Annotated in this window: 18 protein-coding genes; 1 reads left to right on the top strand and 17 read right to left on the bottom strand. The window is 34.4% G+C overall.

The features are described from left to right. Positions 1-6 precede the first annotated feature (6 nt). The 16 genes from FUA24_RS01460 to FUA24_RS01535 form a co-directional block, all read right to left on the bottom strand. Positions 7-3,267, bottom strand: coding sequence for a SusC/RagA family TonB-linked outer membrane protein (locus FUA24_RS01460; protein ID WP_246146921.1), 3,261 nt, complete (start codon positions 3,265-3,267; stop codon positions 7-9). A 331-nt stretch (positions 3,268-3,598) separates the two neighbouring features. Beyond that, positions 3,599-5,581, bottom strand: a complete 1,983-nt coding sequence (locus tag FUA24_RS01465) for a glycoside hydrolase family 127 protein (protein WP_148539732.1) — start codon at positions 5,579-5,581, stop codon at positions 3,599-3,601. A gap of 33 nt (positions 5,582-5,614) precedes the next feature. Next, positions 5,615-7,036, bottom strand: coding sequence for a sulfatase-like hydrolase/transferase (locus tag FUA24_RS01470; protein ID WP_148539733.1), 1,422 nt, complete (start codon positions 7,034-7,036; stop codon positions 5,615-5,617). A gap of 118 nt (positions 7,037-7,154) precedes the next feature. Further along, positions 7,155-8,933, bottom strand: a complete 1,779-nt coding sequence (locus FUA24_RS01475) for an arylsulfatase (protein WP_246146922.1) — start codon at positions 8,931-8,933, stop codon at positions 7,155-7,157. 24 nt (positions 8,934-8,957) lie between these two features. Next, on the bottom strand, positions 8,958-10,118 hold the full coding sequence (locus tag FUA24_RS01480; protein WP_148539735.1) for a mandelate racemase/muconate lactonizing enzyme family protein: 1,161 nt from the start codon (positions 10,116-10,118) through the stop codon (positions 8,958-8,960). After that, positions 10,115-11,416: an MFS transporter gene (locus tag FUA24_RS01485; RefSeq protein WP_148539736.1), complete on the bottom strand. Its 1,302-nt coding sequence runs from the start codon at positions 11,414-11,416 to the stop codon at positions 10,115-10,117. Before FUA24_RS01485 ends, FUA24_RS01480 begins: the two co-directional genes overlap by 4 nt. Before the next feature lie 127 nt (positions 11,417-11,543). Next, the gene (locus FUA24_RS01490) at positions 11,544-13,106 is read right to left on the bottom strand and encodes a sugar porter family MFS transporter (protein WP_148539737.1); all 1,563 of its coding nucleotides are present in this window, start codon (positions 13,104-13,106) and stop codon (positions 11,544-11,546) included. Positions 13,107-13,149: 43 nt separating this feature from the next. Then, positions 13,150-13,914 carry an HpcH/HpaI aldolase family protein gene (locus tag FUA24_RS01495; RefSeq protein WP_148539738.1) on the bottom strand — a complete coding sequence of 255 codons (765 nt, stop codon included), beginning with the start codon at positions 13,912-13,914 and terminating at the stop codon, positions 13,150-13,152. A gap of 3 nt (positions 13,915-13,917) precedes the next feature. Next, positions 13,918-15,372, bottom strand: coding sequence for an NAD-dependent succinate-semialdehyde dehydrogenase (locus tag FUA24_RS01500; RefSeq protein ID WP_148539739.1), 1,455 nt, complete (start codon positions 15,370-15,372; stop codon positions 13,918-13,920). Between the two features lie 10 nt (positions 15,373-15,382). Beyond that, positions 15,383-16,534 (bottom strand): mandelate racemase/muconate lactonizing enzyme family protein, encoded by a 1,152-nt coding sequence (locus FUA24_RS01505; RefSeq protein WP_148539740.1) that lies wholly within the window; start codon positions 16,532-16,534, stop codon positions 15,383-15,385. 230 nt (positions 16,535-16,764) lie between these two features. Then, positions 16,765-18,234, bottom strand: coding sequence for a sulfatase-like hydrolase/transferase (locus FUA24_RS01510; RefSeq protein ID WP_148539741.1), 1,470 nt, complete (start codon positions 18,232-18,234; stop codon positions 16,765-16,767). Between the two features lie 75 nt (positions 18,235-18,309). Next, on the bottom strand, positions 18,310-18,660 hold the full coding sequence (locus tag FUA24_RS01515; RefSeq protein WP_148539742.1) for a hypothetical protein: 351 nt from the start codon (positions 18,658-18,660) through the stop codon (positions 18,310-18,312). A gap of 30 nt (positions 18,661-18,690) precedes the next feature. Beyond that, positions 18,691-19,695, bottom strand: a complete 1,005-nt coding sequence (locus FUA24_RS01520) for a family 16 glycosylhydrolase (RefSeq protein ID WP_148539743.1) — start codon at positions 19,693-19,695, stop codon at positions 18,691-18,693. A gap of 24 nt (positions 19,696-19,719) precedes the next feature. Beyond that, complete coding sequence (locus FUA24_RS01525) at positions 19,720-20,733, bottom strand: family 16 glycosylhydrolase (protein WP_246146923.1); 1,014 nt, start codon at positions 20,731-20,733, stop codon at positions 19,720-19,722. Between the two features lie 118 nt (positions 20,734-20,851). Continuing rightward, a complete protein-coding gene (locus FUA24_RS01530; protein ID WP_148539744.1) occupies positions 20,852-22,180 on the bottom strand; it encodes a GntP family permease in 1,329 nt (442 codons plus the stop codon). 20 nt (positions 22,181-22,200) lie between these two features. Then, positions 22,201-23,058, bottom strand: coding sequence for an AraC family transcriptional regulator (locus FUA24_RS01535; RefSeq protein ID WP_148539745.1), 858 nt, complete (start codon positions 23,056-23,058; stop codon positions 22,201-22,203). 266 nt (positions 23,059-23,324) lie between these two features. Here FUA24_RS01535 and FUA24_RS01540 point away from each other — a divergent pair, with 266 nt between their 5' ends. After that, the gene (locus FUA24_RS01540; RefSeq protein ID WP_148539746.1) at positions 23,325-24,044 is read left to right on the top strand and encodes a T9SS type A sorting domain-containing protein; all 720 of its coding nucleotides are present in this window, start codon (positions 23,325-23,327) and stop codon (positions 24,042-24,044) included. 365 nt (positions 24,045-24,409) lie between these two features. On the opposite strand, the gene FUA24_RS01545 is transcribed toward FUA24_RS01540, so the two are convergent. After that, positions 24,410-24,808, bottom strand: a complete 399-nt coding sequence (locus FUA24_RS01545; protein WP_148539747.1) for a hypothetical protein — start codon at positions 24,806-24,808, stop codon at positions 24,410-24,412. Positions 24,809-24,816: the final 8 nt, after the last annotated feature.

Raw genomic sequence — 24,816 nt, forward strand, 5'->3', positions numbered from 1 at the left:
ATTTTTTTAAAAGCTGAAATTAAGACCTACCGTATACGTTTTAAGTGGCGTATATGTTGCATTTCTAAAACTGTTATATCCAGTTGCTTCAGGATCTAATCCTAAGTCATAAATATCAGAGAACATTGTTAAAAGGTTAAATCCTCTTACAAATAGTTTTAAATCTCCTAAACCTATTTTATCTTTTGATAATGTGTAACCTATTTCCACTTCTTTCAATCTTAAGAAAGAGGCATCTTGGTACCATAAATCTGCACCTTGGAATCCACTGTTAGTAGCTGTTGCAGGCCCTTCACTGATTGGTGCATTTTGAGCATCACCTGGAGCAAAAGCTCTTGGGAAAGCAGCATTAGTATTGTTCGGTGTCCATCTGTTATTAAATACAAACTCAGGAACCGCACCAGGAGTTTCCGCAAAATATACAAGAGTTTCAGCTTCAGCCTGTCCTTGTAATAAGAAGTTAAAACTTAACGCTTTGTAATTGAATCCACCGTAAATACCATATTGTATTTGTGGAATGTTAGAAGATGCTACACGAACTCTATCTTCTGCGTTAATTGCACCATCTCCATTGCTATCTACATAATTGATATCACCTGGTTGTGGGTTTCCTAATTTTACATCTGTTGCATCAATTTGTGCTTGATCTCTGAATACTCCGTTTGTTCTATACATAATGTAAGAATCTATTGGAAGTCCTTGTTGTCTCATTAATGGAGATATGTTATCTCCTTCTGGTAATGAAATCACTTCATTCTTAGCTTGCGAGAAGTTTGCTCCTAAGTTATAACTAAAGTTATCGTTAAGTTGGTCTGCCCAAGATAATTCGAATTCCCATCCATAATTTTTAGTTGCTCCAATATTTTCTGGTGGAATTTGAGAATTTTGAAGCCCAACAAATGCAGGAATATTTCCAGATCTATTAACTAGTATACCAGATCTATCTTGGAAGAAGTAGTTGATATCTCCATTTAATCTACCATCAAATAAAGAGAAGTTTAAACCAACATTCTTCATTTCTGCAGTTTCCCAAGTAACATCTGTATTAGCAATTCTACTTAGTGTATATGTGTTATAGAAGTTTCCTCCATCACCAAACACATAATAATTAGGGAAAGCAGTATTTAAGTTAGTACTACCATAGTTGTATAATGATAAGAATTGGTTAGCACCAATACGGTCATTACCCATTTCTGACCATGATCCTCTTAATTTTAAGGAAGTTATCCAATCTACATTTTCTAAGAAAGCTTCTTTACCGAGCTCCCATGATAGTGCCACACTAGGGAATGTACCAAACCTTTTTCCTGGTCCGAAGTTACTTGAACCATCATGACGAATTGTAAAATCTATGAAATATTTCTTTTTGAAGTCATAAGAGAATGAACCAAAGTAATCTTGTCTAGCAAACTCAGAACTTTGCCCACTTGATAATTGTCTGTCATCATTATTTCCTTGGAATAACTCTCCTGTTGCTGGATTAGGGAATCCACCAGTTTTTTCAGCAAAAAATTGTCTTGTATTAGAATTTAATCTTTCGTGTCCAACAAAAGCACTTACACTGTGATCACCAAATGAATTAGAGTAGTGTAAACGAATATTATAGATTTGCTCATCAAATTTCCAGAAAGACTCACGTAATATTCTGTTTGTACCTCTTTGATTAGAACCTATTCTTGGCTCATACTCATCTCCTACTAATTCATAATAGGTCCATGGTGAATACCAGTTCTTAGTATCTGTATTCAATCTTCTTACCCCTGCAAAACCTTTTACACTTAAACCATCAACTAGTTTATTTAGGTTATAATCTATTGAAAATCTTCCTTGAAGGTTGTTGCTAATAGTTTTAACAAAACCAGATTCATTACTAGAAGTTAAAATTGGGTTACCTTCATCGGAACCTCTTGCAGGTAATCCATTAGGATATCTTCCTACTTCAATTGGCACTGTATTGAATATTAGTTTGTAAATATTGTTATCATCTACACCAGGTTGTCTTGTATTTCCAAATCTTCCAGAAATGTCTACACCTAATTTGAAATCATCTGTTAAATTGATATCAATATTAGAACGAATTTGGTGCTGTTTGAACTTTAGGGCACCAGATCTGTACATACCTTTTTGGTCTTGAAAATCGCCACTTACGAAATACTTCACTTTATCAGTACCACCTGAAATTGACAAGGATGTTCTTGATTCTGGTGAAGAGTCTGCAAAGGTTAAATCTGCCCAGTCCGTACTTGGGAAATTAATTGGATCATCACCTGAAGCATAAGCTGCAATATCCGCTTCAGAATACGGTAGAGCATTACCTTCATATCCAGCTATTTCATTTTGATATGTAGCCCATTGTGCAGAAGACATTAACTTAGGCTGCCTTGTAAAACTAGATACATTATATGATGTAGAGAAATTAATTTTTGGCTTACCAGATTTACCTCTCTTTGTAGTAATTAAGATTACACCATTTGCCGCACGAGAACCGTAAATAGCAGCTGCCCCATCTTTTAATACAGTTAATGATGCGATATCTTGAGGTGCTAACTGAGAGAACGACGCTTGTGGTATACCATCAATTAAAATTAATGGTGCGTTGTTTCCTAAAGTAGATTTACCTCTAATTAAAATAGTAGTAGCATCGTCATCTGTATTACCTGGCTGACCATTTCCAGCACCTGGGTAACCACCTCTATCACTAATAATTAAACCGGATGCTCTACCTGCTAAAGATTTAGCAATATCTTTACTAGAAGACTGCTCAATTGCTTCACTCTGAATGGTACTTACCGAGCCAGTAAGTTCCCCACGTTTTTTAGTAGAATATCCTACTACTACAACTTCATCTAGCCCTGCTACATCTTCTTCTAATATAACATCTACTTTAGCATTTCCTCCTACTGCAACCTCTTTAGTTTTATATCCTAAGAAAGAAAACACTAAAGTTGCATTTGAGTCTACAGATAATGAGTAATTTCCATCAAAATCTGTTTGTGTTCCTTGTGATGTTCCTTTAACTACAATATTAACTCCAGGTAATGGTCCTGAGGCATCTGAGACTGTTCCTGATACTGTAATCTCTTGAACAGGCTTGTTTGTTTTAATTGTGTTATCGGTATCATTTTCTATTGTGCTTGCGTTTATTGGTAGTATAGATACAGCAAATACAAATAGTGAGAGTTTGAGTTTTATGTCAAACTTTGAAAAATAAGACATATGATGTCTCAAATAGGACATATGCAGTCCTATTGGAAAGTAACTTTTCATATTTTTACGTTGAATTTGTGGTTAAATGTTTATTTAATCATTTAAACTTACCGGAGGATGCGCCAACATTTTCCGGTTTTTTTATGTTTAAATACGCTTAGTTGTTTGTTTTTCGAGAAGTTTTATGTCATACAATAAAAGAGTTTAGTTAGTTATAATTTAGTTTGTTGTTGTTATTAAATGCTTTATTCTAATATAGCATAGGAGAGTGTAAAGCAATATGTTACAAAATAACTTAATAAAACGTTGTAGTAAATAATAAAATTTACCCAGAACCTTTCATATTTTATCTAATGAAAATGGGTTCTGGGTAAGAAATATGTACTTTGAACTAACTCCAAATAACCGGTAAAAACACAGTCATTTCAGCTTGTCCTCTATTACTCCAAGAAAAGTATGGTACTAATTGTGTTTTATGCGAAGTTAGAACTGGTTTGGTAATGACTTGATACATTTCGTCATTTTTATCTTCCCTTAATTGTAACTCCGTATTAATTACAGTAACCCCACCTAAGAAATCTGGTTTGTGTTCTGCAACTAATTCAGCATCTCCTTTAATATAAACATCTAAAATAGATACATCTTTTGGTAAATCTGGTGTTTCAACACAATATACTATTGGCCCTCTTTTAACAGCTACTTGATTTCTTGTTTCTTCAATTCTGTTATGTCCCTCAATTAATTTAATTTCCATTGGCATATCCAGTACTATGGTGTCTCCTACTTTCCATTCTCTATTGATGACAGCAAAAGTTCCTGGAATTATTTCAATATTTACATCTTCTCCATTCACTTTTAGTGTACTACCCGTTGCCCATTTAGGAATTCTGACTTTAATATCAAAAGCTTCAGCTTTACATTCATCTACAGTGATTTTTACAATACCTTTCCAAGGGTAATCTGTGTCTTGTGTTAGCTTTATTGTTGAACCGTCTAATAAATTAGTATCGAGCGTATTTCCTCCAAACAATACTACAGCTACCCCATTTTCTGATAATGTATATGCCCAACCTGAACTTTTACAAATAGTCCTAACCAAGTTTGGTGGACAACAAAAACACTCTAAGTACGGTTGTCTTACAGGGCTTTCTGTTACATCGGCATGTGCCTCATAATCTCTAGATCCATTTACCATTCTTAATGGATTAGAATAAAAATATTCTTTACCATCAATACTAATTCCAGATAATCCACTATTAAATAACACTAGTTCAATGATATCGGCATAACGTGATTCTTCTTTTAAGGCCATCATTCTATTGCTAAACATGGCATTACAAAGATTAGCGCATGTTTCATTATAGGCCGTCATATTAGGCATCATATAAGCATCAATAAACCCTTCTTCTATCATATCTAAGCTCGTAGATGCGCCATAATGTGCTTGTCCTACTGCTCCGGTAACATACATCTTTTTACCTGTAACATTTTCCCATAACCTATCCAGGGCTTCAATTAACTCTTTTTCTCCAGTTTCGGCATATACATCGGCAGCTCCTGCATAGTAATATAATGCCAACACTGCATGTCCTACTGCTTCCTTAGCTTCTCTTAACGCTGTACGTTCTTGTACCATATCACCGATAGGATATCCTTCTGTTGTTGAATCGTGTTCAATCTCATATGTTCCTCTTCGGTTAATGAATTTTTCAGCTAATTTTAAATACTTTTCATCTCTTACTGTCCTATATAGCTCAACTAAGCCCATAATTTGTGTTTGGTTGAATCCAAAACGTTGGTAATGCTTAGTATCTGGCATAAAGTAAACACACAACAAATCCGCTTGTTTGATAGCGATATCTAAAAAGTTACGTTGACCTGTTAAACGGTGGTGCACACTCGCGGCAATAAATAAATGTCCGTAGTTATACATCTCGTGATACTTCCTATTAGAAAAACGTTCTGCACCTTCTGTAATTTGAATATGCGTATGAATGTATCCATCTTCTTCTTGAGCTTTTCCAATCCATTCAATGTATTCATCTAATTTCTTTAAAAGCTTCTCATCTTTGGTTAAAGCATAGATATACATACAGGCTTCCATATATTTAAAGAAGTCCCCATCGTGCCAGTAAAATCCTTTATGCTCTCCTTCTTTTTCTCCAGCCGCAATTTTAAAGTTGTTTAATCCGTGTCCTACATCTCCACATAAAACATCTCCCATATACGGTACCATTATTTGAGCAGCTGCATCTTCTTTATCTGCCCAAAACCCGTCTTTCCATCTACAGTCACCAAAATCGATGCTCTTTAATTTTACGTAAGGACTATTTACAGTATTAGTAATAGCTTTTGTATGCTTTGTATTACTCATTTTTATTATGAATTTAGATGTATTTTAAATGTATTAATCGTATTTTTTCATGTATTCTTTGACTAGCTCTGGGTTTCTAAACCAGTCCATTCTGTCAATATCATACTTCTCAAATTTTTGTTGTAACATCCATAATGGACGTTCTAAAGTAAGCTCCCATTCGAATAGCTTTTTGAACATCGTTCTTAAACGTTCTGGCTCTTGAGCTGCTAAGTCTTTTTGTTCTGTTAAATCTTTGGATAAATCGTATAATTCGGCAGGTCTATCTGCAAATCGAATTAGCTTCCAATCGTTGTGCCTATATACTGCACGCGCCTCTTTTTTCCAGTAAAGATCTTCATGGGGTCTAGCTGTGTTTTCGCCATTAACAAAAGGAATTAAATTAACACCATCAATATTTTTTAAGTCTTTAGTATCCCCTCCCGCAGCTGCATAAAATGTAGGCAGTAAATCGAAGGTACTTACAGGGTAGTTATACACTGTTCCTGATTTAAACTTTTTTGGCCATTTAATTAAATATGGTACTCTAAAACCACCTTCTAAATGATTGGACTTTGTGCCACTTAAAGGTAAATTAATAGACGCATTTTTATCTGTAGGGCCTCCATTATCATTAGAGAATACAACAATAGTATTGTCATCTAGTCCAAGTTCTTTTAATTTATCCATAACTTTACCACATGCTCTATCTAGTGCTAAGGTCATAGCAGCTACTTCTTTTCGTTTTCCATTTAAGTTTGGAAACTTATCTAAATCTTCTTGAGTGGCATGCATGGGCGTATGAACTGCATTAAACGCTAGGTAAATAAAAAATGGCTGATTTTTATGTCGTTCTATAAACGATACGGCCTCATCTGCAAAAGCATCTGTGGCATATGTTTTTGGCTCTTCATAATTACCAAAGTTGCGTTCCATTTTATTATCATGATGTACACCTTTTAAATCTTTAATGGGGAAATAGCTTCTTCCTCCTCCTCTAAAACCATAAAATTCATCGAAGCCTCTATTTAAGGGATGAAAACGGTCTGCATTACCTAAATGCCATTTACCATACATTGCATTAGTGTAGCCTAACTTTTTAAGATAATCGGCCATGGTAATTTCATCTACAGGTAATCCCATATCATCTCCTAAATACTTAGAGTTTTCACTCATGTACCCAGGCACATTAATTTCCTGATAACCAAATCGCTGTTGGTATTTTCCAGTCATTAATCCCGCTCTTGAAGGACCACAAGTAGCGTCTGTAACATAGCCTTGTGTAAAGCGTACACCTTGATCTGAAAGTTTATCCAGATTCGGTGTTTTCATGATTTTACTTCCATGAAATCCGAAATCTCCATAACCGGCATCATCAGAAAATAAGAAAATAATATTAGGTTTTTCTTGCGCCTTAACATTTGATTTGCAAGACACTAACAGCAATAAAACTAAAAGATATTTAAGTGTTTTCATAAAAATTATAAAAGCTAATACAGTTTAAAAAACAATACTTCTATTTAAAGTTTAAAGGTAAATGCTTTTGAAATCTAAAAATTAACGGGAACTATCCTTTTCTAAAACATTTTTATCCTTATTTAATGCGTTTTACATCAACAAAGTGTGGACCGGTAGATAATCGTTCTACTTTTACATATGCATGTAAATTGCCTACAGTCTCCGGAAATTCTACATTTTTAAATACAATCTGTTTCTGTCCCTTTTTAATTGGTAGTTTTAAATGAAGCTTATTGTATTTTAAATGTGCATAACCATCTGAATAAACCTCTGGTAAGTCTAAAGATACATTATAAATCCCTTTTAAAGTTTTAACCCTCCAATATCCTAGTTGATTGTCTTCTACAACTCTAGGACCACCGTAATCAAAACGAGAGATAACACGGGGACCGCCCCAATCAAATCTTGATAAATTAACATTTGGCTGTTCTTTTGTTCCTAAGAATATTCGCTGAATGCCTTTAGCATCTCTTTCTTCTGTTACTTCATCAAACCAATTTTCATAGCGTTCTAACATGGCGTCCACAACTTCGGGATGCTTTTTAGCAATGTTAATTCTTTCGCTAGGGTCATTTTCAACATCGTATAACTCTAAGTTCTTTAAAACATTTTTTAAAACAAAATCTGTTGGTTGATGCACTATTCCATGAGGAAAATCATGCGGACTAACCAATTTGTATTTATCTGTTCTTACAGCAAAATGCATGTATTTAAATGGTGTTGGTCCATAATGCATCTGTACATAAAAGTCTCTATTAATTAAAGCTTCTGAATTTCCATTTAACCAAAGTGGTAATAGGGACTTCCCATCTACTTTTAAATCTTTAGGTAATTTTGATTTTGTAGCTTCTACGATAGTTGGAAATATATCAATGACAGCCCCCATGTTAGATAACCTATTTGATGGTTTAATTTTATTGGGCCATCTCACGTAAAAGGGTACTCTAATACCTGCATCATAAACACTGGTTTTGGTGCCTCTTAAATTGGCAACCCAGCGCCCGGGATACGAATCATTTTTAGTTCTTCTGTGTCTTGGTCCATTATCTGATAAGAAAATGACAATGGTATTTTCTTCAATTCCTAATTCTTTAAGTTTACCTAGTACTCTTCCAACATTATAATCTATACTAGAAAGCATTCCATAAGTAAGTGCATTGTCTTCATGCAATCCCATTTTCCTATAAGGTTCGGCCAACCTATCTGGCACTTGTAAAGGAAAATGAGGTAGGTTGGTAGCTAAATAAGCGAAAAACGGTTTCTCTTTGTTCTTTTCAATAAAGTTTAAAGTTGCTTCTGTAAAGATGTCATCGCAATAACCATTATATGTTTTGGGCGTACCGTTATGTTCTAAAACAGGATCAAAATGAGTATTGCCTTTGGGACCTGCAGCTTGACCAATACCGCCTCCTTTATGAACTAAGGTTTCTTGAAATCCTTGATCTATTGGTCTCATAGGCATATTATCTCCCAAATGCCATTTTCCGAAAATCCCTGTTTTATATCCATTTTCTGCAAGTATTTCTGCAATAGTTACCTCGGATGTATTCATAAAATGATCTACCTGAGTTACAGCCGTTACTCCAGCTCTATACGGATATCTTCCGGTTAACAAAGCCGCTCTTGAAGCGGAGCAGTTAGGATATGAAAAGAAATGAGACATTTCTATGCCTTGTTCTCCCAGAGTTTCTATTTGCGGTGTTTTAATGTAAGGGTTACCATGAGCACCAATATCTCCGTAGCCTTGATCATCCGTCATCATAATAATGATATTAGGCTTTTCTTGTGCAGATATACTCTGAAATTTAGTAACAAACAGCGCAACTAATACAATTAAATGAAGTTGTGTTTTCATGTTAAGAATTTTAATTTATTGTGATTACCAATTGGTAAAAGACCCATCTTTTCTTATTAAGCGCGGAGTTTCAACAGGTTTAAATCCTTCCTTCAATGCTAATTCTTCATTAAACTCTATGCCCAATCCGGGTTGGTCTGAAACTTTGTATCTATTCCCCTCTAACTTTGGTTGTTTTGTATAATAGTTAGCATCATCTAAACCGGGGTTTTCAACAGGTGTATTCATTTCTTCTAACCACGTAAAATTTGGAGAGGCAGCGGCTAAGTGTATTGTGGCAGCAGTACAAATTGGTCCTATTGGATTGTGAGGAAGTAAATCTATATAATGTGACTCGGCCATATTTGCCACTTTTACAGCTTCTGTAATACCCCCTACGTTGCACACATCAATTCTAGCAAATTGGGTGATATTTTTTTCTATGTATGGTAAAAATTGCCATTTACTTGCAAATTCTTCTCCTATTGCAAAGGGTACATTTACCATTTTTCTAAGCTCTTGATATACTTCTGGAGATTCATCTCTTATAGGTTCTTCAATAAAATCTAAAGTTCCTTCGGGCATCCTTTGCAAAAAGGAGACTGTTTCTGGAACTGATAATCTGTGATGATAATCTATACCAATGGTTGGTTTAAACCCAACTTCCTTTCTTAATTCAGTAATCCAATCTGCTATTATGGCTATAGATTCTCTAGGTTCAAAGGTAGAATTGTATTTTCCTTCTTCGTATTCAGCTGGGGCTAACCTTAGCATTTGCCAACCTTCTTTTATTAAGATCTTGGCGCGTTCAATTAATTCTTCTTTAGAGCTAAAACGGAGGGAAGCAAAACACTCTACATAATCTCGTTGCTTTCCTCCAAGTAATTCATATACTGGTACTTCCAGAGCTTTTCCTTTAATATCATAAAGTGCAATATCTATGGCTGATATGGCAGCAGTTAAAACTCTACCTCCTTCAAAATATTGTCCTCTATATAAATCTTGCCAAATAGCACCAATTTGCATTGGATTTCTTCCTACTATCAAGGGTCTAAAATGATCTATAGCACCAATAACTGCATACTCTCTTCCTGTAATACCAGAAGCTCCCCAACCATAAATTCCCTTGTTGGTTTCAATCTTTATATTAAGCTGGCTTCTTCCTGCTATGTTTACTGGAAATACTTTTACGTCTGTGATTTTCATGTTCCAATAGTTTCTATTTGGTTCTGTTCATCTTCAAGCTCTATTCGTTGTACTTTACCAACTACTAATAGGATGGACAAAAACCCTATTAAAGCCAATAAACCTATAAAAAGTAACGCCTTACTGAAATCCCCATCTTCAACCAAAACACCAATGGCAAATGGCACTACAATTGCAGAAAGTCCGCCAATTAAGTTAAATACACCTCCTACTAAACCAATGATTCGCTTTGGTGCTATTAAAGACACAAAAACCCAATTAATTGATGCTAATCCATTTCCAAAAAAGGCCACTGTTAGAAACAATATAATTAGAAACGTACTATCTGTGTAATTGGCTACTATAATAATAGTAGACAACAATAACCCTAATAATACTGGTGCTTTTCTTGAAAACTCTGCCGAATATCCTTTTTTAGTTAAATAGTCTGAAGAAAAACCAGCTAAAAGCACACCACAAAAGGCAGCCAAAAACGGAATAGATGCTAAGAAACCCGAATTAATAAAATCTAAACCCCTATAATCTACCAAATACGTTGGAAACCATGTTAAAAAGAAAATAGTCATAGAACCTAAACAAAATTGACCTAAATAGACGCCCCACAACTTTTTGTGTTTAAAGGCTTCGAAGAAATCATTCCAATTAAACGATTCTTTTTTAGTTGTTTTGCCAGAGTTATTTATTAGCCCTCCTCCTTCTTTAATTAGTTTAATTTCTTCTTTACTTACTGTTTTATGCTGATCTGGGTCACGATAAAATGCGTACCAAACTACAGCCCAAATGATTCCAATTATTCCAGATATAATTAATAGACCTCGCCACCCAACTTTATCTTGAATTAAAGTTAGTACCGGAAATAAAAATGCTAAACCTATAAACTGACCTGATGTATAAATGGCTATAGCCGATGCTCTTTCGCTTTCTGGAAACCATTTGGTAACTATGGCGTTATTTGCTGGATAAGAGGGCGCCTCAAAAATCCCGATACTTGCTCTTAATCCCAATAATAACTTAAACGAGTTTACAAAACCTTGAAACAAGGTAGCAACAGACCATAAAAACAATAGTAATGCGTATAAGAATCTTAGTCTAACTTTATCTACAATAACACCGCCTGGTATTTGTAGTGAAGCATAAAAAATTCCAAAGATTGAAAAGATTGACCCCATTTGTACAGAAGACAATTCTAACGATTCACTAATCGCTGAGGCCGCTACTGAAATATTGGTTCTGTCTAAATAATTAATGACTACTGTACCAAAAATTAGTGCTAAAATGTTATACCGTTTTCGTGTCATTAAATTCAATTTTTAATCTATTCAACACATAGTTCTTGTTAGATTATGACCATAGATTTTCCATCTAAAGCTGTATTCACTGTAGCCCTAGTGCTATTATTAAACTGGATATAATTACTTTATCTACCTACTTCTTTTGTAGTTTGGTTTGTATTTCCTCAATACTTAAGCCTTTAGTTTCTACTAAAAACTTGGTTAAGATTAACATTCCAATAAACACCGTTATTGCATAAAAAAGCAACGTGTTACTAATACCAAAGCTTGCAAGTTGAGAAGGGAAGAAAGCCTGAATTAACCAACTCGTGGTGCTCGTAATAAATGTGAAAAATGGAATAGCAATTCCCCTAATTGCATTTGGAAAAATTTCTGAGAATAGCACCCACATAACTGGCCCAACAGAAAAATGGAACGCCGCAATAAAGCTTAGAATACCGATTAGAATCAAAATGGCATTAATCTTTGCTGATTTTTGGATTAACAATCCTGAATACTGACGGCCCTCTTCTTCTCCAATAGCATCAAATAAAGCCTTCTTTAATTCTATATCACTGCCATACTCAACCCCTATCATACCGTTAATTCTTTCAGGATTTTTAAATTCTGTCATTTCTGCTACGGCTTCTTTAGTAAGTGTGTATGTTGCAGTTTTAAATCCAAAATAAGCAATACCTAAACTTAAAACTACCCAGAGCATTCCTCCCAAAATCATAGGTCTACGACCAAACTTATCCACACATACTAAGCCTAAGATGGTAAAAACTAAACCTGTTAAACCTGTCCAGATGGCTTGCATAAAGGCGGCATCTTTACCTAAACCTATTTGTTCAAAAACGGTAGGCGCATAAAACAAAATGGCGTTTATACCCGATGTTTGTTGCGCAATTGCTAAGGTAAAAGCAATGATAAAAACTACTCTGAATTCTTTACTAAAAATACTTTTGAATTGTGACCAAACGGAACGATCATCTGTTTGTTCAAGGCTATTTTCCATTTCTGAAATATGGCCATCAATTTCATTAGTCGGCATTAGTTTAGCCAAAGTATTTTTAGCTTCTTCAACCTTACCTTTAAAGAACAACCAAGAAGGGCTTTTAGGAACAATAAACAATAGGGCCAGCCATATAAGTGCTGGGATAATTTCAGACCCTAACATCCATCTCCATGTATTTTCGGTAAGCCCCAAATCTGCTGCCCATTCTACTCCCGTTGTGGCCCATTGTAATATTAAGTAGTTTATAAAATATGCCCCAGACAAACCAACTACAATGTTAATCTGAATCATAGTTACCAGTTTGCCTCTTAACTTTGGTGGTGCTATTTCTCCAATATACATTGATGCCAAAGAAATTGAAGTAAAGGCTAACCCGCCTAAGAATCTAAATGCTAAAAGTGTCCAATAATCTTGAGCTAACGTAGATCCTACTGCAGAAACCACATACAGTGCAGCCACAATTTGAAGTGTAACTTTTCTACCTAATTTATCACAAGAGTATCCTGCAAAAAGCAATGCTAAAATTACACCTAAAGCTGGTGCTCCAACTACCATTCCCAATTCAATATCATTTAATCCAAATTCTTGAGAAATAAAATCTACCGTCCCCGAGATTAACGCGGCGTCTAGCCCGAAAACGAAGCCACCCATGGCCACAATAGTTGAATATAAAAAAGCCTTCTTTTTGTATGAACTCATAATAAATTAGTTTATATAGTTTAGTTAGTTTTAAGTTGAAATATTAATCCTTAAGTTTTGAAGTAATATCTTTAAATGTATTCATTACAAGTCCAACATCTACTGAATAAGAAATGTATTGAACCCCTATATCTCTCCACATTTTAGCCTTCTCAGGAGATTCTGTAAAAGTACCTACTGCTTTTCCATGTTCTTTGGCAATTTCAACCGCCTCTTTCATAGCATTTACTACTTTCGGGTTGTTTACATCTCCAGGTACACCACAAGATTGAGATAAATCATAGGGTCCTAAGAAAATAACATCAATACCATCTACTTTAACAATTTCAGGAAGGTTTTCAATCCCTTCCATTCCTTCAATATGTATGATAGAAATGACAGAATCATTTGCCTTTCCAAAATGATCTTGAGGACCAATATTAGTATACTCAGCAGCTCTTACATACCTGCACATACCGCGTTCTCCTTTTGGAAAAAACTTAATAGCTTTTACCACCTTGTCGGCGTCTGCTTTTGTACATACCTGTGGCACCTGTATACATCTTACGCCTATATCTAATACTCTTAGGATAAGTGTTTCTGAATTTTCCGTAACTCTTACTACAGGAGTAATACCATTAGCTTCTGCTGCCCTTACCATATTTTGGGCAGACTCTACACTAAATGGGCCGTGTTCCATATCAATAATTACGAAATCGAACCCACTATGAGCGGCTATTTCTACAATTGCTGGTTCTTGTAATTTACAAAAAGGGCCAAATACTGTTTGACCCTCTTTAAGTTTATTTTGCAATAAATTTTGTTTCATGTTTTAGATTGCTGTTGTAACTCGTTTTTTAACTAAATAATCTTCTAAAGCTAAATGCGAACAATCATGACCAATACCACTGTTTTTATATCCACCATGTGGTAAATAAATAGCGTACTTAACACCGTTAATTTGTACTTCTCCAAACTCTAGTTCTTCAGTGAATTTCTCAATTCTCTTATGATCGTTCGTAAAAATATATGATGCCAAACCAAACTCAGTATCATTAGCCAATTCTAAAACTTCTTCGTCTGTTTCAAAAGGCATAATACCTGCAACGGGTCCAAAAGTTTCTTGAGTAAATAGTTTCATATCTGTTGTTATACCAGAAACTACAGTTGGCTCAATCCAGTTACCACCTTCAGGGAATCCTTCAGGAATTTTTCCTCCGTATTCTAAGGTTGCCCCTTTACTTACGGCATCATCAACAAGATCAAACATTCTATCTCTATCTTTTTTGCTCACCACAGGCCCCATGAAAACTTCAGGATTTTCCTTAATACCAAACCCTAATTTAATTTCAGAAGCTTTTTTCACATAAGCTTCCACAAATTTATCATAGATATTTTTATGTACAAATATTCTATTAGCTGCGACACAAACTTGACCTGAATTTCCGAATCTTAAAGCTATTGCAAGTTCTAAAGCATTGTCAAAATCGGCATCCTCAAATACAATAAACGGTGCATTACCGCCTAATTCCATTCCAAACTTTTTTATAGACGTTGTACTATCTGCAATAACTTTTAGACCTGTTGGTGTAGATCCAATCATTGTTAACACAGCAGGTATATGACTAGTGGTCATTGTTGTTGCTACCTCACTACTAGGTCCTGATAAAATATTTACAACACCAGCTGGGAAATTAATAGAATGCATTATCTCTCCAATCATATAAGCTGATAATGGAGATAAAGCTGAAGGCTTAATGATTAAAGAACATCCTGCTGCTAAAGCCGGCCCTATTTTGTACCCTACATTTAACAATGGAAAATTCCAAGCTAAATACGCCACAGCAACACCTGCGGGTTTAGATATCATTTTATGAGCGTGCGTGTTATCATGGTCTGGTATCTGCTCTTCTCTTAAGTTTTGCATAGCATTGGGATACCACTCCAAAGCTTCTGTTAGCCTATCGATATCTTCTTGCGACCCTGCATATGTTTTACCCATTTCATGTACCATAGCTGTTCTTAAATCATGCTCCTTTTCTAGAATGGCATCTTTAAGTTTTAACATCCAATTAGTACGTTCTGCTAAAGACAGTCTAGACCAATATTTAAAGCCTTTCTGGGCAGTCTCAAGTGCTTTTAAAGCATCTTCCTTTCCAGCTCTTGCAACTTGAGCAATAACCTCTCCTGTAGCAGGACAAACAACATCATCTTTCTCTCCACTAGCGGAATCAATTAATTCTCCGCCTATATATAATTTTTTATACCCGAAATTCTGAGTTTTCATTCTTCCTTAATTAGATAATAATTTTTTTTGTTTTCTTTTCTGAATAACTCTCTAGCACATCTACATCTACATCAATACCTAAACCTGGTCTATTAGGAACTTCAATATATCCATCTTTCATTTCTATTGATGGAAATGTTAGTTTTTCCCTCAATCCATTTTCTGTTTGATCATACTCCATTAAGAAATCTGGTTGATACATTCTACCAGGAACAGATTCTATGTTTGAAATAAAATGAAGTGCCACATGAATACCTATAGAAGTCCCCCAAGTATGAGGAATAATATCTACACCATTGGCACTGGCCAAAGCTGAAATTCGTTTGGCTTCAGTTAAACCACCGCTTGCACAAATATCTGGTTGTATTATATCTACAGATTTATGATCTATAAGTTGCTTAAATCCAAATCTTAAATACTCGCATTCTCCTCCCGAAATTGGAATGGTAGTTTTTTGCCTTAATTCACTGTACTGTTCATAAAACTCTGGCGAAATTGGCTCTTCAAACCAACCAATATCATACTTTTCTATTTTCCTTGCCAATTCAGTAGCCTCGCGTAATGTGTAGGCATGATTAGAATCTACCATTAGTTTAATATCCGGACCAATAACCTCTCTCATCTTCTTCACATTTTCAACATCAGCCTTAATACCTAAGCCCACTTTCATTTTCATGGCTTTGAACCCTTGTGAGATGTATAATCTAGCTTCTTCTTCAAAATCTTTTGAAGGGTTATTATGATCTGTAAAATATAAACCTGTAGCATAAGGCTGCACTCTATTTCTATGCGCACCCCCTAGAAGTGTAGAGACAGGTAGTCCTAAAATTTTACCTTTTAAATCCCAAATTGCAATATCTATAGCACTCATTGAAGCCACAAGAATACCTCTTCTAGCAAAATCGAGCGTTTTTCTATACATTTTATTCCAAATCACCTCATTTTCTAATGGGTTCTCTCCAACTACAAAGGGTTCTAAAAGCTTAATACCAGCTTCTAAAACTGGTGCTGGCCCGTAACCTTCACCCCATCCATAAGTACCATCGGCAGCAGTTACTTTTACAACACATATACAACGTTCTGAATATTCCCACTGAGAGAAGAAAAAACTCTTTGAAAGTTTATCCTTTAAAATAAAAGTTTCAATTTTTTCAATTACCATCTTATATAATCATTTACGTTAAAGGCTTTTAGGAATTAAAATTGCCTTTTTAAGTTCGACACTAAATTAATTCTTAATAGAGCTCTAATAATTTCTTAATTTACCCTTGAAATAACCTATATTACCTTATTTACAACTGATGTAATTTCATTCTGTTCAAGATAAAGAAAAAATCACCAGCATAGTTTTTCTAATCTATTTTTTTATAGAACTAACCCTACTGTATAGTTTTAGTCTAGTTTAAAAGTTTCTTTAAATCTTGGCATTTTATCGTTCCTCCAGTGCTCTCCTTCTTTCTCAATATGGAACCATAAGGGTTCCACATGTGTCTTACTCCACTCCTGTCCTTCGGCTATTAAATTCTTTAAAACTTCTGGATGCTTAGTACTTAAATCTTGCTTTTCGCTTAAGTCCTTTTCAATATTAAAAAGTTTCCATTTTTTCTGATATACTTTCAATGCCTTCCATTCATTTTTTCTAACTGCAACATCACTAAAACCTTTTCTATGCCTCATTATAAATAATGCTTCATCCTTTCTTGGGTTTTTATTGTTTAAGAAATCTTTCCAAATATTTTTTCCATCAAGTAACTTACCTTCTGGAATTGCAGCATTACCAAGAGCTGCAAGTGTAGGATACATATCTAAAGCTGAAACTGGGTGACTGAACGTTTTTCCACTAGGAACAACATTTGGCCAATGGAAAAACATAGGTACTCTAAAGCCACCTTCATGCGCACTTCCTTTTCCATCTGTTAATGGAAAGTTATTTGCTCCCGCTTTTACTTTACCGCCATTATCGCTAAAGAAAATAATTAGGGTATTATCATATTGTCCGGTTTCTTTTAGCTTCTCCACTATCTTACCAACACCTCTATCTACGGCATAAACCATTGCCGCATAAGTTTTTCGCTTCTTATCTTCAATATGCTTAAAGCGTTCTAAATCTTCCTCCTTTGCTTCTAACGGCGTATGAGGCGCATTATAAGACAGGTATGTAAAAAATGGCTTTTCTTTTTTAGAAGCCTCATCTATGAACCTTATTGTTTCTCTAGATAAAGCATCTGTAATGTACTCGGTTTCATCTACCTCCTTACCATTATGTTCTAAAGGACGTAAATAATCCCATATAAATTTCCGTCCACTATCCTTCTGTCTTTTATAAGCTGCTTTAAACTGCTCCGGAAAATAATTATGCCCGCCACCAAGAAATCCGTAGAAATCATCAAAACCTCTTGTATTCGGATGGAATTCCGTTTGATATCCTAAATGCCATTTACCCATAACACCAGTATAATAGCCAGCTTGTTGAAGCACTTTACTTATATAAGTTTCATTAACATCAATACCTTTACTTTCATCCCCTTCTGTTGGTAGATTAAACTGCGACCCTATTTTATGCGCATACCTACCAGTTAACAAACTAGCTCTACTAGGTCCGCAAAAAGGATGCGCTACATAAGCTTCATTAAAAATTGTTCCTTTTGAAGCTAAGGCATCTAAATTAGGGGTCGTAATGTCCTTTGACCCGTTAAAACCAACATCTGCATAGCCTAAATCATCACATAAGATTAAAAGGATATTAGGTTGTTTTTTATCTAGAACTATCTCTTTTTTCTCAGCAGATTGGCCTTTACAACTGGTAATAGTGAGTAACACTACCACTGCCAAAAGTTTCTTTATTACAAATACATTTTTCATTTAATACTTTAATGCTTTTGGTTAAAAAAACGATTTGATAAAACAAATCGCATTTCAAAATATATTGGATGTATCCTATTTTACGTTTTTTAATTCGTTTCTCATTCTAACCAAGAAAGGTTGAACGTTATCCGTACCAGTAATTGCTTTTAAGTTTGTATTAAACTTTTGGTTGTGCGCATTGATTTGAGATTTCTTTTCCTCTTGCGTAATAGCTCCACTTTTTGCTTTCTTTACTATTTCCATGTACTCTAAAAAGTACGTAGTTCTAACTTTTGAAAGTTTAGTGGTTTGTTTTTTATCTAGTTTAAACTCCTTTGCAGCCGCTTCTACAAAATAATCAATCTTTTTTTGTTGCCATTTGTTTTGTCCAAAAGACATTGATACTACACATAAGAATGCTGCTAATGCTATGATTTTTTTCATGATTAAATTTTTAATTATTACTCGATGATTTTACTTTTTTTGCCAAACGCGAAGGTATTCTACCTGAAAATCTACAACTCCATCTTCCTTTGCTCCTTCTGGGCTATGGGTTTCTAATTCGGCCTTACTTTTAGGAATATCGTGCCAAGGAAAAATCTCCATATCTAACCAAATACTTATTGGTCTTGTTGCTACATAACCATTATAATCTTCTGGCAGATTAAGATTTTTTCTATTTTCTTTAGCCCAAGCGGTAACCTCTTCTGCCGTTACCTGAGAAAACAACTTTCCGTCTATATAGTACTTAACCCCTTTTTCATCCCATTCTACACCCCATATATGCCAGTCATCAGCTATTCTAAAACCAACATCCTTCTTTTCTGTATAGGCCGGTTTACCTGTCATAGGTTTGTTCCAATCTCTAATAGACCACCATAATTGATTATCCAAATGCTTCTTCTTAGGGTTTATTGTTCCGCCATAAGTTTCAAAGAAATCAAACTCTAATCGTTCACCCATGGACCAGAATCCGCTTGTTACAGGAGCATCTGCGGCTTTACTTTTAATTTCTATGTAGCCATATTTAAAATATTTTCTACCTATAAAACATGGAGTTGTTATGTTTTCATAGGGTAAAGCTTCTCCAAAAACAGGTTTTCTTATTTCATCACTAAATGGAAAATCTGGTTCCCATCGTGCTTCTAAAATCAATTTTCCATTTTCTAAGCGATAGTTTCTACCCGAAAACTGAGAAGGCGCTCTTCCTTTCCAAACCTTTTTATTTGGTTTATCTGGGTGTTTGTAAAATGGTTTTCCATTTTTAAACTTCCCAACGATATACCAACGATTTTCATCAATTGTTTCTGCATCAAATTCATCACTTACCTCTTTATTTAAAACCCATCCACCATTATTGTCTTGATCGGAAAAAGGCAATACTTTTTGATGCTGATGTTCAACTTTAGTAACATCTTGACTTTTACAGTTAAACGTTACAAATATTATTACTACTAATGCTATTACTTTATTTAACATCTTGATTTAAATATTAATTGATTCTTAGCTTTTTTGCCATACTCTTAAGTATTCTATTTCAAAGTCTACCTTCCCATCTTCCTTCTCTCCAATTGGACTACTAAGTTCCAAGTCTGCTTTGCTATCTGGCACACCATGCCAAGGAAAGGTTTCTTGATCGAACCACAGGGCTATTGGTTTTGTTACAACAAAATTTTCCTTAGCCCCATTTCCTCCGTTACTATTTGCAACATCGTCATAAGCATTTATAGTTGCTTTAGAAACAAACCTAAAAAGTTCGCCATCTATGAATATTTTGAGACCGTTAGCATCCCACTCAAAACCGTATACATGAAAGTCACTTGCTACTCTAAAACCTAAATCATGGTGTTCGGTGTAGGTTGTTCTTCCCTGTCCATCTGATGACCAATCATGAATAGACCACCATAATTCTTGATCTCTCCATAATTTATTTGACTGCCTGTGATCTCCAAACATCTCAAAAAAGTCGAATTCGGTGTTATTTCCTGTTGCCCAAAAGGAACTCGTAATTTCGGCATCTGCTGCTTTACACTTAACCTCCATATAGCCATATAAAAACTCCTTTTTTGTAATTACCGCTGCAGTTGTAATATTTTTAAACTCCTCTCCTGTTCTTGGGTGCGTAGCTGGAGAAAAATTGTAATCTGGATCCCATCTTGTTTCTAACTTTAATTTACCATCTTCTAGTCTTACATTTTCAGTTGAAAATTGAGAAGGAGGTCTTCCTACAAAGTTTGATTTATACTCTCCATTTCTTCCCTGAATTAGCCATTTTGTTTCATCTAGAGCTTCTCCTTCAAACTCATCACTTATGTCGGTATTTAAAGTCCATTGACCAATATTAGTAGGGTCAGACATTGGTAGGAGTTCACCTATTTCTTCTTCAACCATTTCTGGCTGTTCATTTTCTTCACTGTTGTCATCCTCCGAAGGTGAATCACTTGAGGAACAAGCAGAAAATATTACGATTAAAATCAGGGCTAAAAATTGTACTATTCTTTTTCTATTCTTTTTCATTTAAAACCTATTTTACTAGATTACAAAACAATAGAAAATTGTTAGTGCCTTAATTACAAAACTTACCCTTTATATATATTATTTTACCAATATAAACCAAGCCCGCATTAAAGTAAGGTTAAAAACCAATAAGTCTAAGTAAAAATACACCTACTAACCCCGAAAGTCCCATTACTAAGGATTGCATAGTGAATGTTTTATACAATGTTTTAGGAGGTACATTATGCAACCTGTTAAGTAGCCAGAAAAAACTAGAGTTGGCATGAAAAACACAGAATGCCCCACAACCAATTAAGGCGGCAACCATTTCTGGTGATACAGGTAGACTATCAACCATTGAGGCAAGCATGGAAGCACTACCAACCAAGGATACCGTAATAGAACCTGTTGAGATAGTTAATAACGACGCTACCAAAAAGGGTAATAAAATCCCTAAAAATGGGAAGTTAGAAAATACATTAACGATGTCATTTTGAATACCGGTTTCCTTAATTACAAAACCCAGTGCGCCACCAGCTCCTGTAATCATAATAACTAAAGCCGACTTTACAATAGCCTGTTCCACTAAAGTATTGAGCTTGCTAGACCTTGGCTTTTTTAACTGAAAAAGTCCAATTAAAGCACCTAATAAAACGGCTATTAGCGGAATAGTAATAAAATTGAAAATTGAAGTAAATACGTTTTGTGATTCAAGCTTAACAAATGAGCCTATACCTATCAGAAAGATTGGTACAACTATAGGTAAAACATCTAAAAAAACATTCCCAGATTTATGCGCTTTACCCAATTCATCCTCTTCCGAAACGAGCGTTGAACTTAATTCTTTATCATAGGAAAGCCATGCATTTTTACAAAAGTAAATTACCCATAAAACACCACCAACCATTGCAAATATGCCTACCACTATATTAACGAGCAGCATTTTTCCCAAATCTAGACTTAACAATTCTGCTACTGCTAAAGGACCAGGAGTTGGAGGAATTAGTGTATGCGAAACTGCTAAACCTGCTGCTAACGCTAATCCTATATACAAAACTGGCTTTTTACTTTTAACCGATAAAGATTCTGTTACAGGTTGCAAAAGAATATAGGCTACATCTACAAAAACAGGTATTGATACAATATATCCTGTAATTCCCATTGCCCATGGTAACTTCTTTTTTCCAATTAATTTTACTATGGCATTGGCAATTCGAAAAGCACCTCCTGTATCTTGTAAAACCTCACCTATAAAAGCCCCAATAATAATTATAATTGCGATACCTCTTAAAGTACCACTAAAGCCTTGTAAAACAACATCTACTGCTTCTTTACCTCCAAGGCCAAAAGACGTAGCCAATGCCAAAGCAGTTAAAATAAGTGCTACAAACGGGTGCAATTTCCATTTTGAAATAGCAACAATTAAAAGAAGAAGAAAAACTATTAAAATTGATAGATTAACTAACATACCTAAATACTACCTATTAACTACAGTTTATACCTGTACGATTTAGGTGTTTCTCCCATAATTTGTTTGAATTGTTTATTAAAATTTGGAATAGATTTATACCCTACAAGAAAACAAATTTCAGAAATAGGATAATTCTCCTGCACAAGCATTCTTGCCGCATTTCTAATTCTAATTTCATTCAAAAATTCTGTAAAGGATTTATTGGTCATTTTCTTAAAGAATCTGCAAAATGAATTGGTAGTCATGCAGGCTATATTAGCTATATCTCCAAGAGAAATGGAGTTCATATAATTATCTGAAATGTACTTAATAACAGTATCTAATCTATCTGGGTTTTCTGTTGAAAACTGCCTCATATCGGTAGAAGATAATGCTTGTTTTTCTTCTACATGAGACAATCTATATAAAAAATCTAGCATTCTAATAGATTGTTCTCCTTTAGACAACTGTGTTAATTCAATTATTTCATCATGCAGTGCTCTACTAATATTCTTGTCGAACAAAACCCCAAATTTAGACTCTTCTAAAAGTTTAGCTACACTGGCAAATTCAGGATTATCAAAAGTACCTTCTCCCATGAAATTCTTTGAAAACTTCATTACAATGGTTTTTACCTTAAGATCTCCTCCTTCTTCATAGTAAGCGGGATCATTTCTATACAAATGAGGCAAATACGGTCCAATTAAAACCAACTCACCAGGAGAGAAATGAGATACATTATCACCTACAAATCTAATACCGCTACTTTTAGAAATATATAGCAGTTCATACTCAGAATGGTAATGCCATGCAGAATCCAAACATGGCACTTCTTTCTCTGCAATATTGATACGTTTATTTACAAAATTCTCGGTATTTTTTAAAACTAGTTTCATATGTGAAATTTTTAAATTAAACAATCAATATTACCCCTAAAACCACAATAATCTCCTTTTTCATGGTAAAATTGAATAAGCTTAATCATTATTTACTCTTCCAAGATAATAAATAACATTTTAGCTTTTAAATATTTTAACAATTAATAAAGTAACTGAAAGTCAAAAAGATAAATTAGAATAGGTGGAAGGTAATTTTGGATAAAAAAAAAGTCTAAATGCGAGGTAAATTGCTTGAATAACAAACAAATAAAACATAAAAAATTATGAAAAAACTTTACTTTAACTTATTGTTAGCCATATTATTTGGAGCTACAGGGGTTATTTCTGCACAAAATGTATCAGATGTAACCATAACGCCTACTGGAGGAGGAACAGGTGGATCTGGTGAAGGTGCGCTAGGAACAGATTTCTCATCAGTTCCAATTACGGTAGAACAAGGGGAAACTCTTAATGTGACTTTTACACTTACTCATGGATCGAACAATGTTGAAAGACATTTTGGTGTTATAAAAAGTGCTGGTGGTGCTAACCCTAATCAATCTAATGCAGTGAACGTAACTTATGCTCATCCTGGGGAAACATCTCCTCATACAAATACAATAAGTGTTGTTGTGTATCCTACTGCTACATTAGGAACTAATGTTTTAAGATTGAATGGAAAGAACTGGACAAATCCTACCACAAGTGGCTGGGGAACTGCCATAGATATAGACATTACAGTTGTTGCTGCAGGAAGTTTATCTACTAATGATAAAAATGCTTTTGAATTTAGAGCTTATCCTAACCCTGTTAAAGACATTTTACATATAAATACGTTAGAACCAATAAGTAAAGTTGAAATATTTGATTTATTAGGAAAATCGGTTTTTACACAATACAATGTTACAGATAATATTAATGTAGCTTCTTTAAACAAATCAATGTATTTAGTTAAACTAACTTCAGATAATGGAGTTTCAACCAAAAAATTCTTAAAAGAATAAACTGGTTAATTGTTTTTGGATTGTTAAAACACCTCTTAAAGAGGTGTTTTTTTTTTATGTATAATTCTTTAAAGTAAAGTATTTTAAGGGATACTATATAAAAGGAACTAGCGACAAATGGATACAATAACTCAAAAAAACAGTGTTTACCAACGCTTCTAAGAGGTAAAACGATATTTCATCATAGAGTGAGTAATTAGCTTTTAAATGGCTTAAATCGGCTTATTTGATTCTCATAAACTATAGAGACAAGACGTTTAAATTCAAAAATACATTGGTTGAAATAACAGAAAAAAATAAGGACGAAACCTAGGTTTCGTCCTTAACTAACTAAATAATCGACTTACTAAAACCGCTAATAAGGATTAATTGTAAACATCTTCTTCTTTTAAAACAATATCATGTATGGTAGTACCATCAATTGTTAAAGTTCCAGCTCCAGATGCTTTATCTGCAGAAATAACTAAAGCTTGGGTAGAACCATCTTCTAATGTTTTTGTTACAGACACTTCAAAATTTGTATCTGTAGAAGCATCTGTATATCCTGATGATTGGAAGCTTTTTACATTTACTTCTGTAATATACTCTACTATTAATGCTTTTTCTTTATAAACGTTAATCTTGTGTGGTCCGTTACTAATATTAGTTAAGCTATAAACTGGTGTTAAAACAGCATTAAACTCATCAAAATTACTTTCTTCATCACATGCGAAAAGAGTAAAAACCAATATTAATACGCCTATATATTTTTGTATATTTTTCATATTACCTC

Source organism: Seonamhaeicola marinus, assembly GCF_008085455.1.

Bases quoted from the DNA above. Each gene is read 5' to 3' on its own strand.
- FUA24_RS01465 (WP_148539732.1), bottom strand. From the start codon at position 5,581: ATGAGTAATACAAAGCATACAAAAGCTATTACTAATACTGTAAATAGT.
- FUA24_RS01515 (WP_148539742.1), bottom strand. From the start codon at position 18,660: ATGAAAAAAATCATAGCATTAGCAGCATTCTTATGTGTAGTATCAATG.
- FUA24_RS01475 (WP_246146922.1), bottom strand. From the start codon at position 8,933: ATGAAAACACAACTTCATTTAATTGTATTAGTTGCGCTGTTTGTTACT.
- FUA24_RS01535 (WP_148539745.1), bottom strand. From the start codon at position 23,058: ATGAAACTAGTTTTAAAAAATACCGAGAATTTTGTAAATAAACGTATC.
- FUA24_RS01525 (WP_246146923.1), bottom strand. From the start codon at position 20,733: ATGAAAAAGAATAGAAAAAGAATAGTACAATTTTTAGCCCTGATTTTA.
- FUA24_RS01470 (WP_148539733.1), bottom strand. From the start codon at position 7,036: ATGAAAACACTTAAATATCTTTTAGTTTTATTGCTGTTAGTGTCTTGC.
- FUA24_RS01540 (WP_148539746.1), top strand. From the start codon at position 23,325: ATGAAAAAACTTTACTTTAACTTATTGTTAGCCATATTATTTGGAGCT.
- FUA24_RS01485 (WP_148539736.1), bottom strand. From the start codon at position 11,416: ATGACACGAAAACGGTATAACATTTTAGCACTAATTTTTGGTACAGTA.
- FUA24_RS01460 (WP_246146921.1), bottom strand. From the start codon at position 3,267: ATGAAAAGTTACTTTCCAATAGGACTGCATATGTCCTATTTGAGACAT.
- FUA24_RS01495 (WP_148539738.1), bottom strand. From the start codon at position 13,914: ATGAAACAAAATTTATTGCAAAATAAACTTAAAGAGGGTCAAACAGTA.
- FUA24_RS01530 (WP_148539744.1), bottom strand. From the start codon at position 22,180: ATGTTAGTTAATCTATCAATTTTAATAGTTTTTCTTCTTCTTTTAATT.
- FUA24_RS01505 (WP_148539740.1), bottom strand. From the start codon at position 16,534: ATGGTAATTGAAAAAATTGAAACTTTTATTTTAAAGGATAAACTTTCA.
- FUA24_RS01500 (WP_148539739.1), bottom strand. From the start codon at position 15,372: ATGAAAACTCAGAATTTCGGGTATAAAAAATTATATATAGGCGGAGAA.
- FUA24_RS01490 (WP_148539737.1), bottom strand. From the start codon at position 13,106: ATGAGTTCATACAAAAAGAAGGCTTTTTTATATTCAACTATTGTGGCC.
- FUA24_RS01510 (WP_148539741.1), bottom strand. From the start codon at position 18,234: ATGAAAAATGTATTTGTAATAAAGAAACTTTTGGCAGTGGTAGTGTTA.
- FUA24_RS01545 (WP_148539747.1), bottom strand. From the start codon at position 24,808: ATGAAAAATATACAAAAATATATAGGCGTATTAATATTGGTTTTTACT.
- FUA24_RS01520 (WP_148539743.1), bottom strand. From the start codon at position 19,695: ATGTTAAATAAAGTAATAGCATTAGTAGTAATAATATTTGTAACGTTT.
- FUA24_RS01480 (WP_148539735.1), bottom strand. From the start codon at position 10,118: ATGAAAATCACAGACGTAAAAGTATTTCCAGTAAACATAGCAGGAAGA.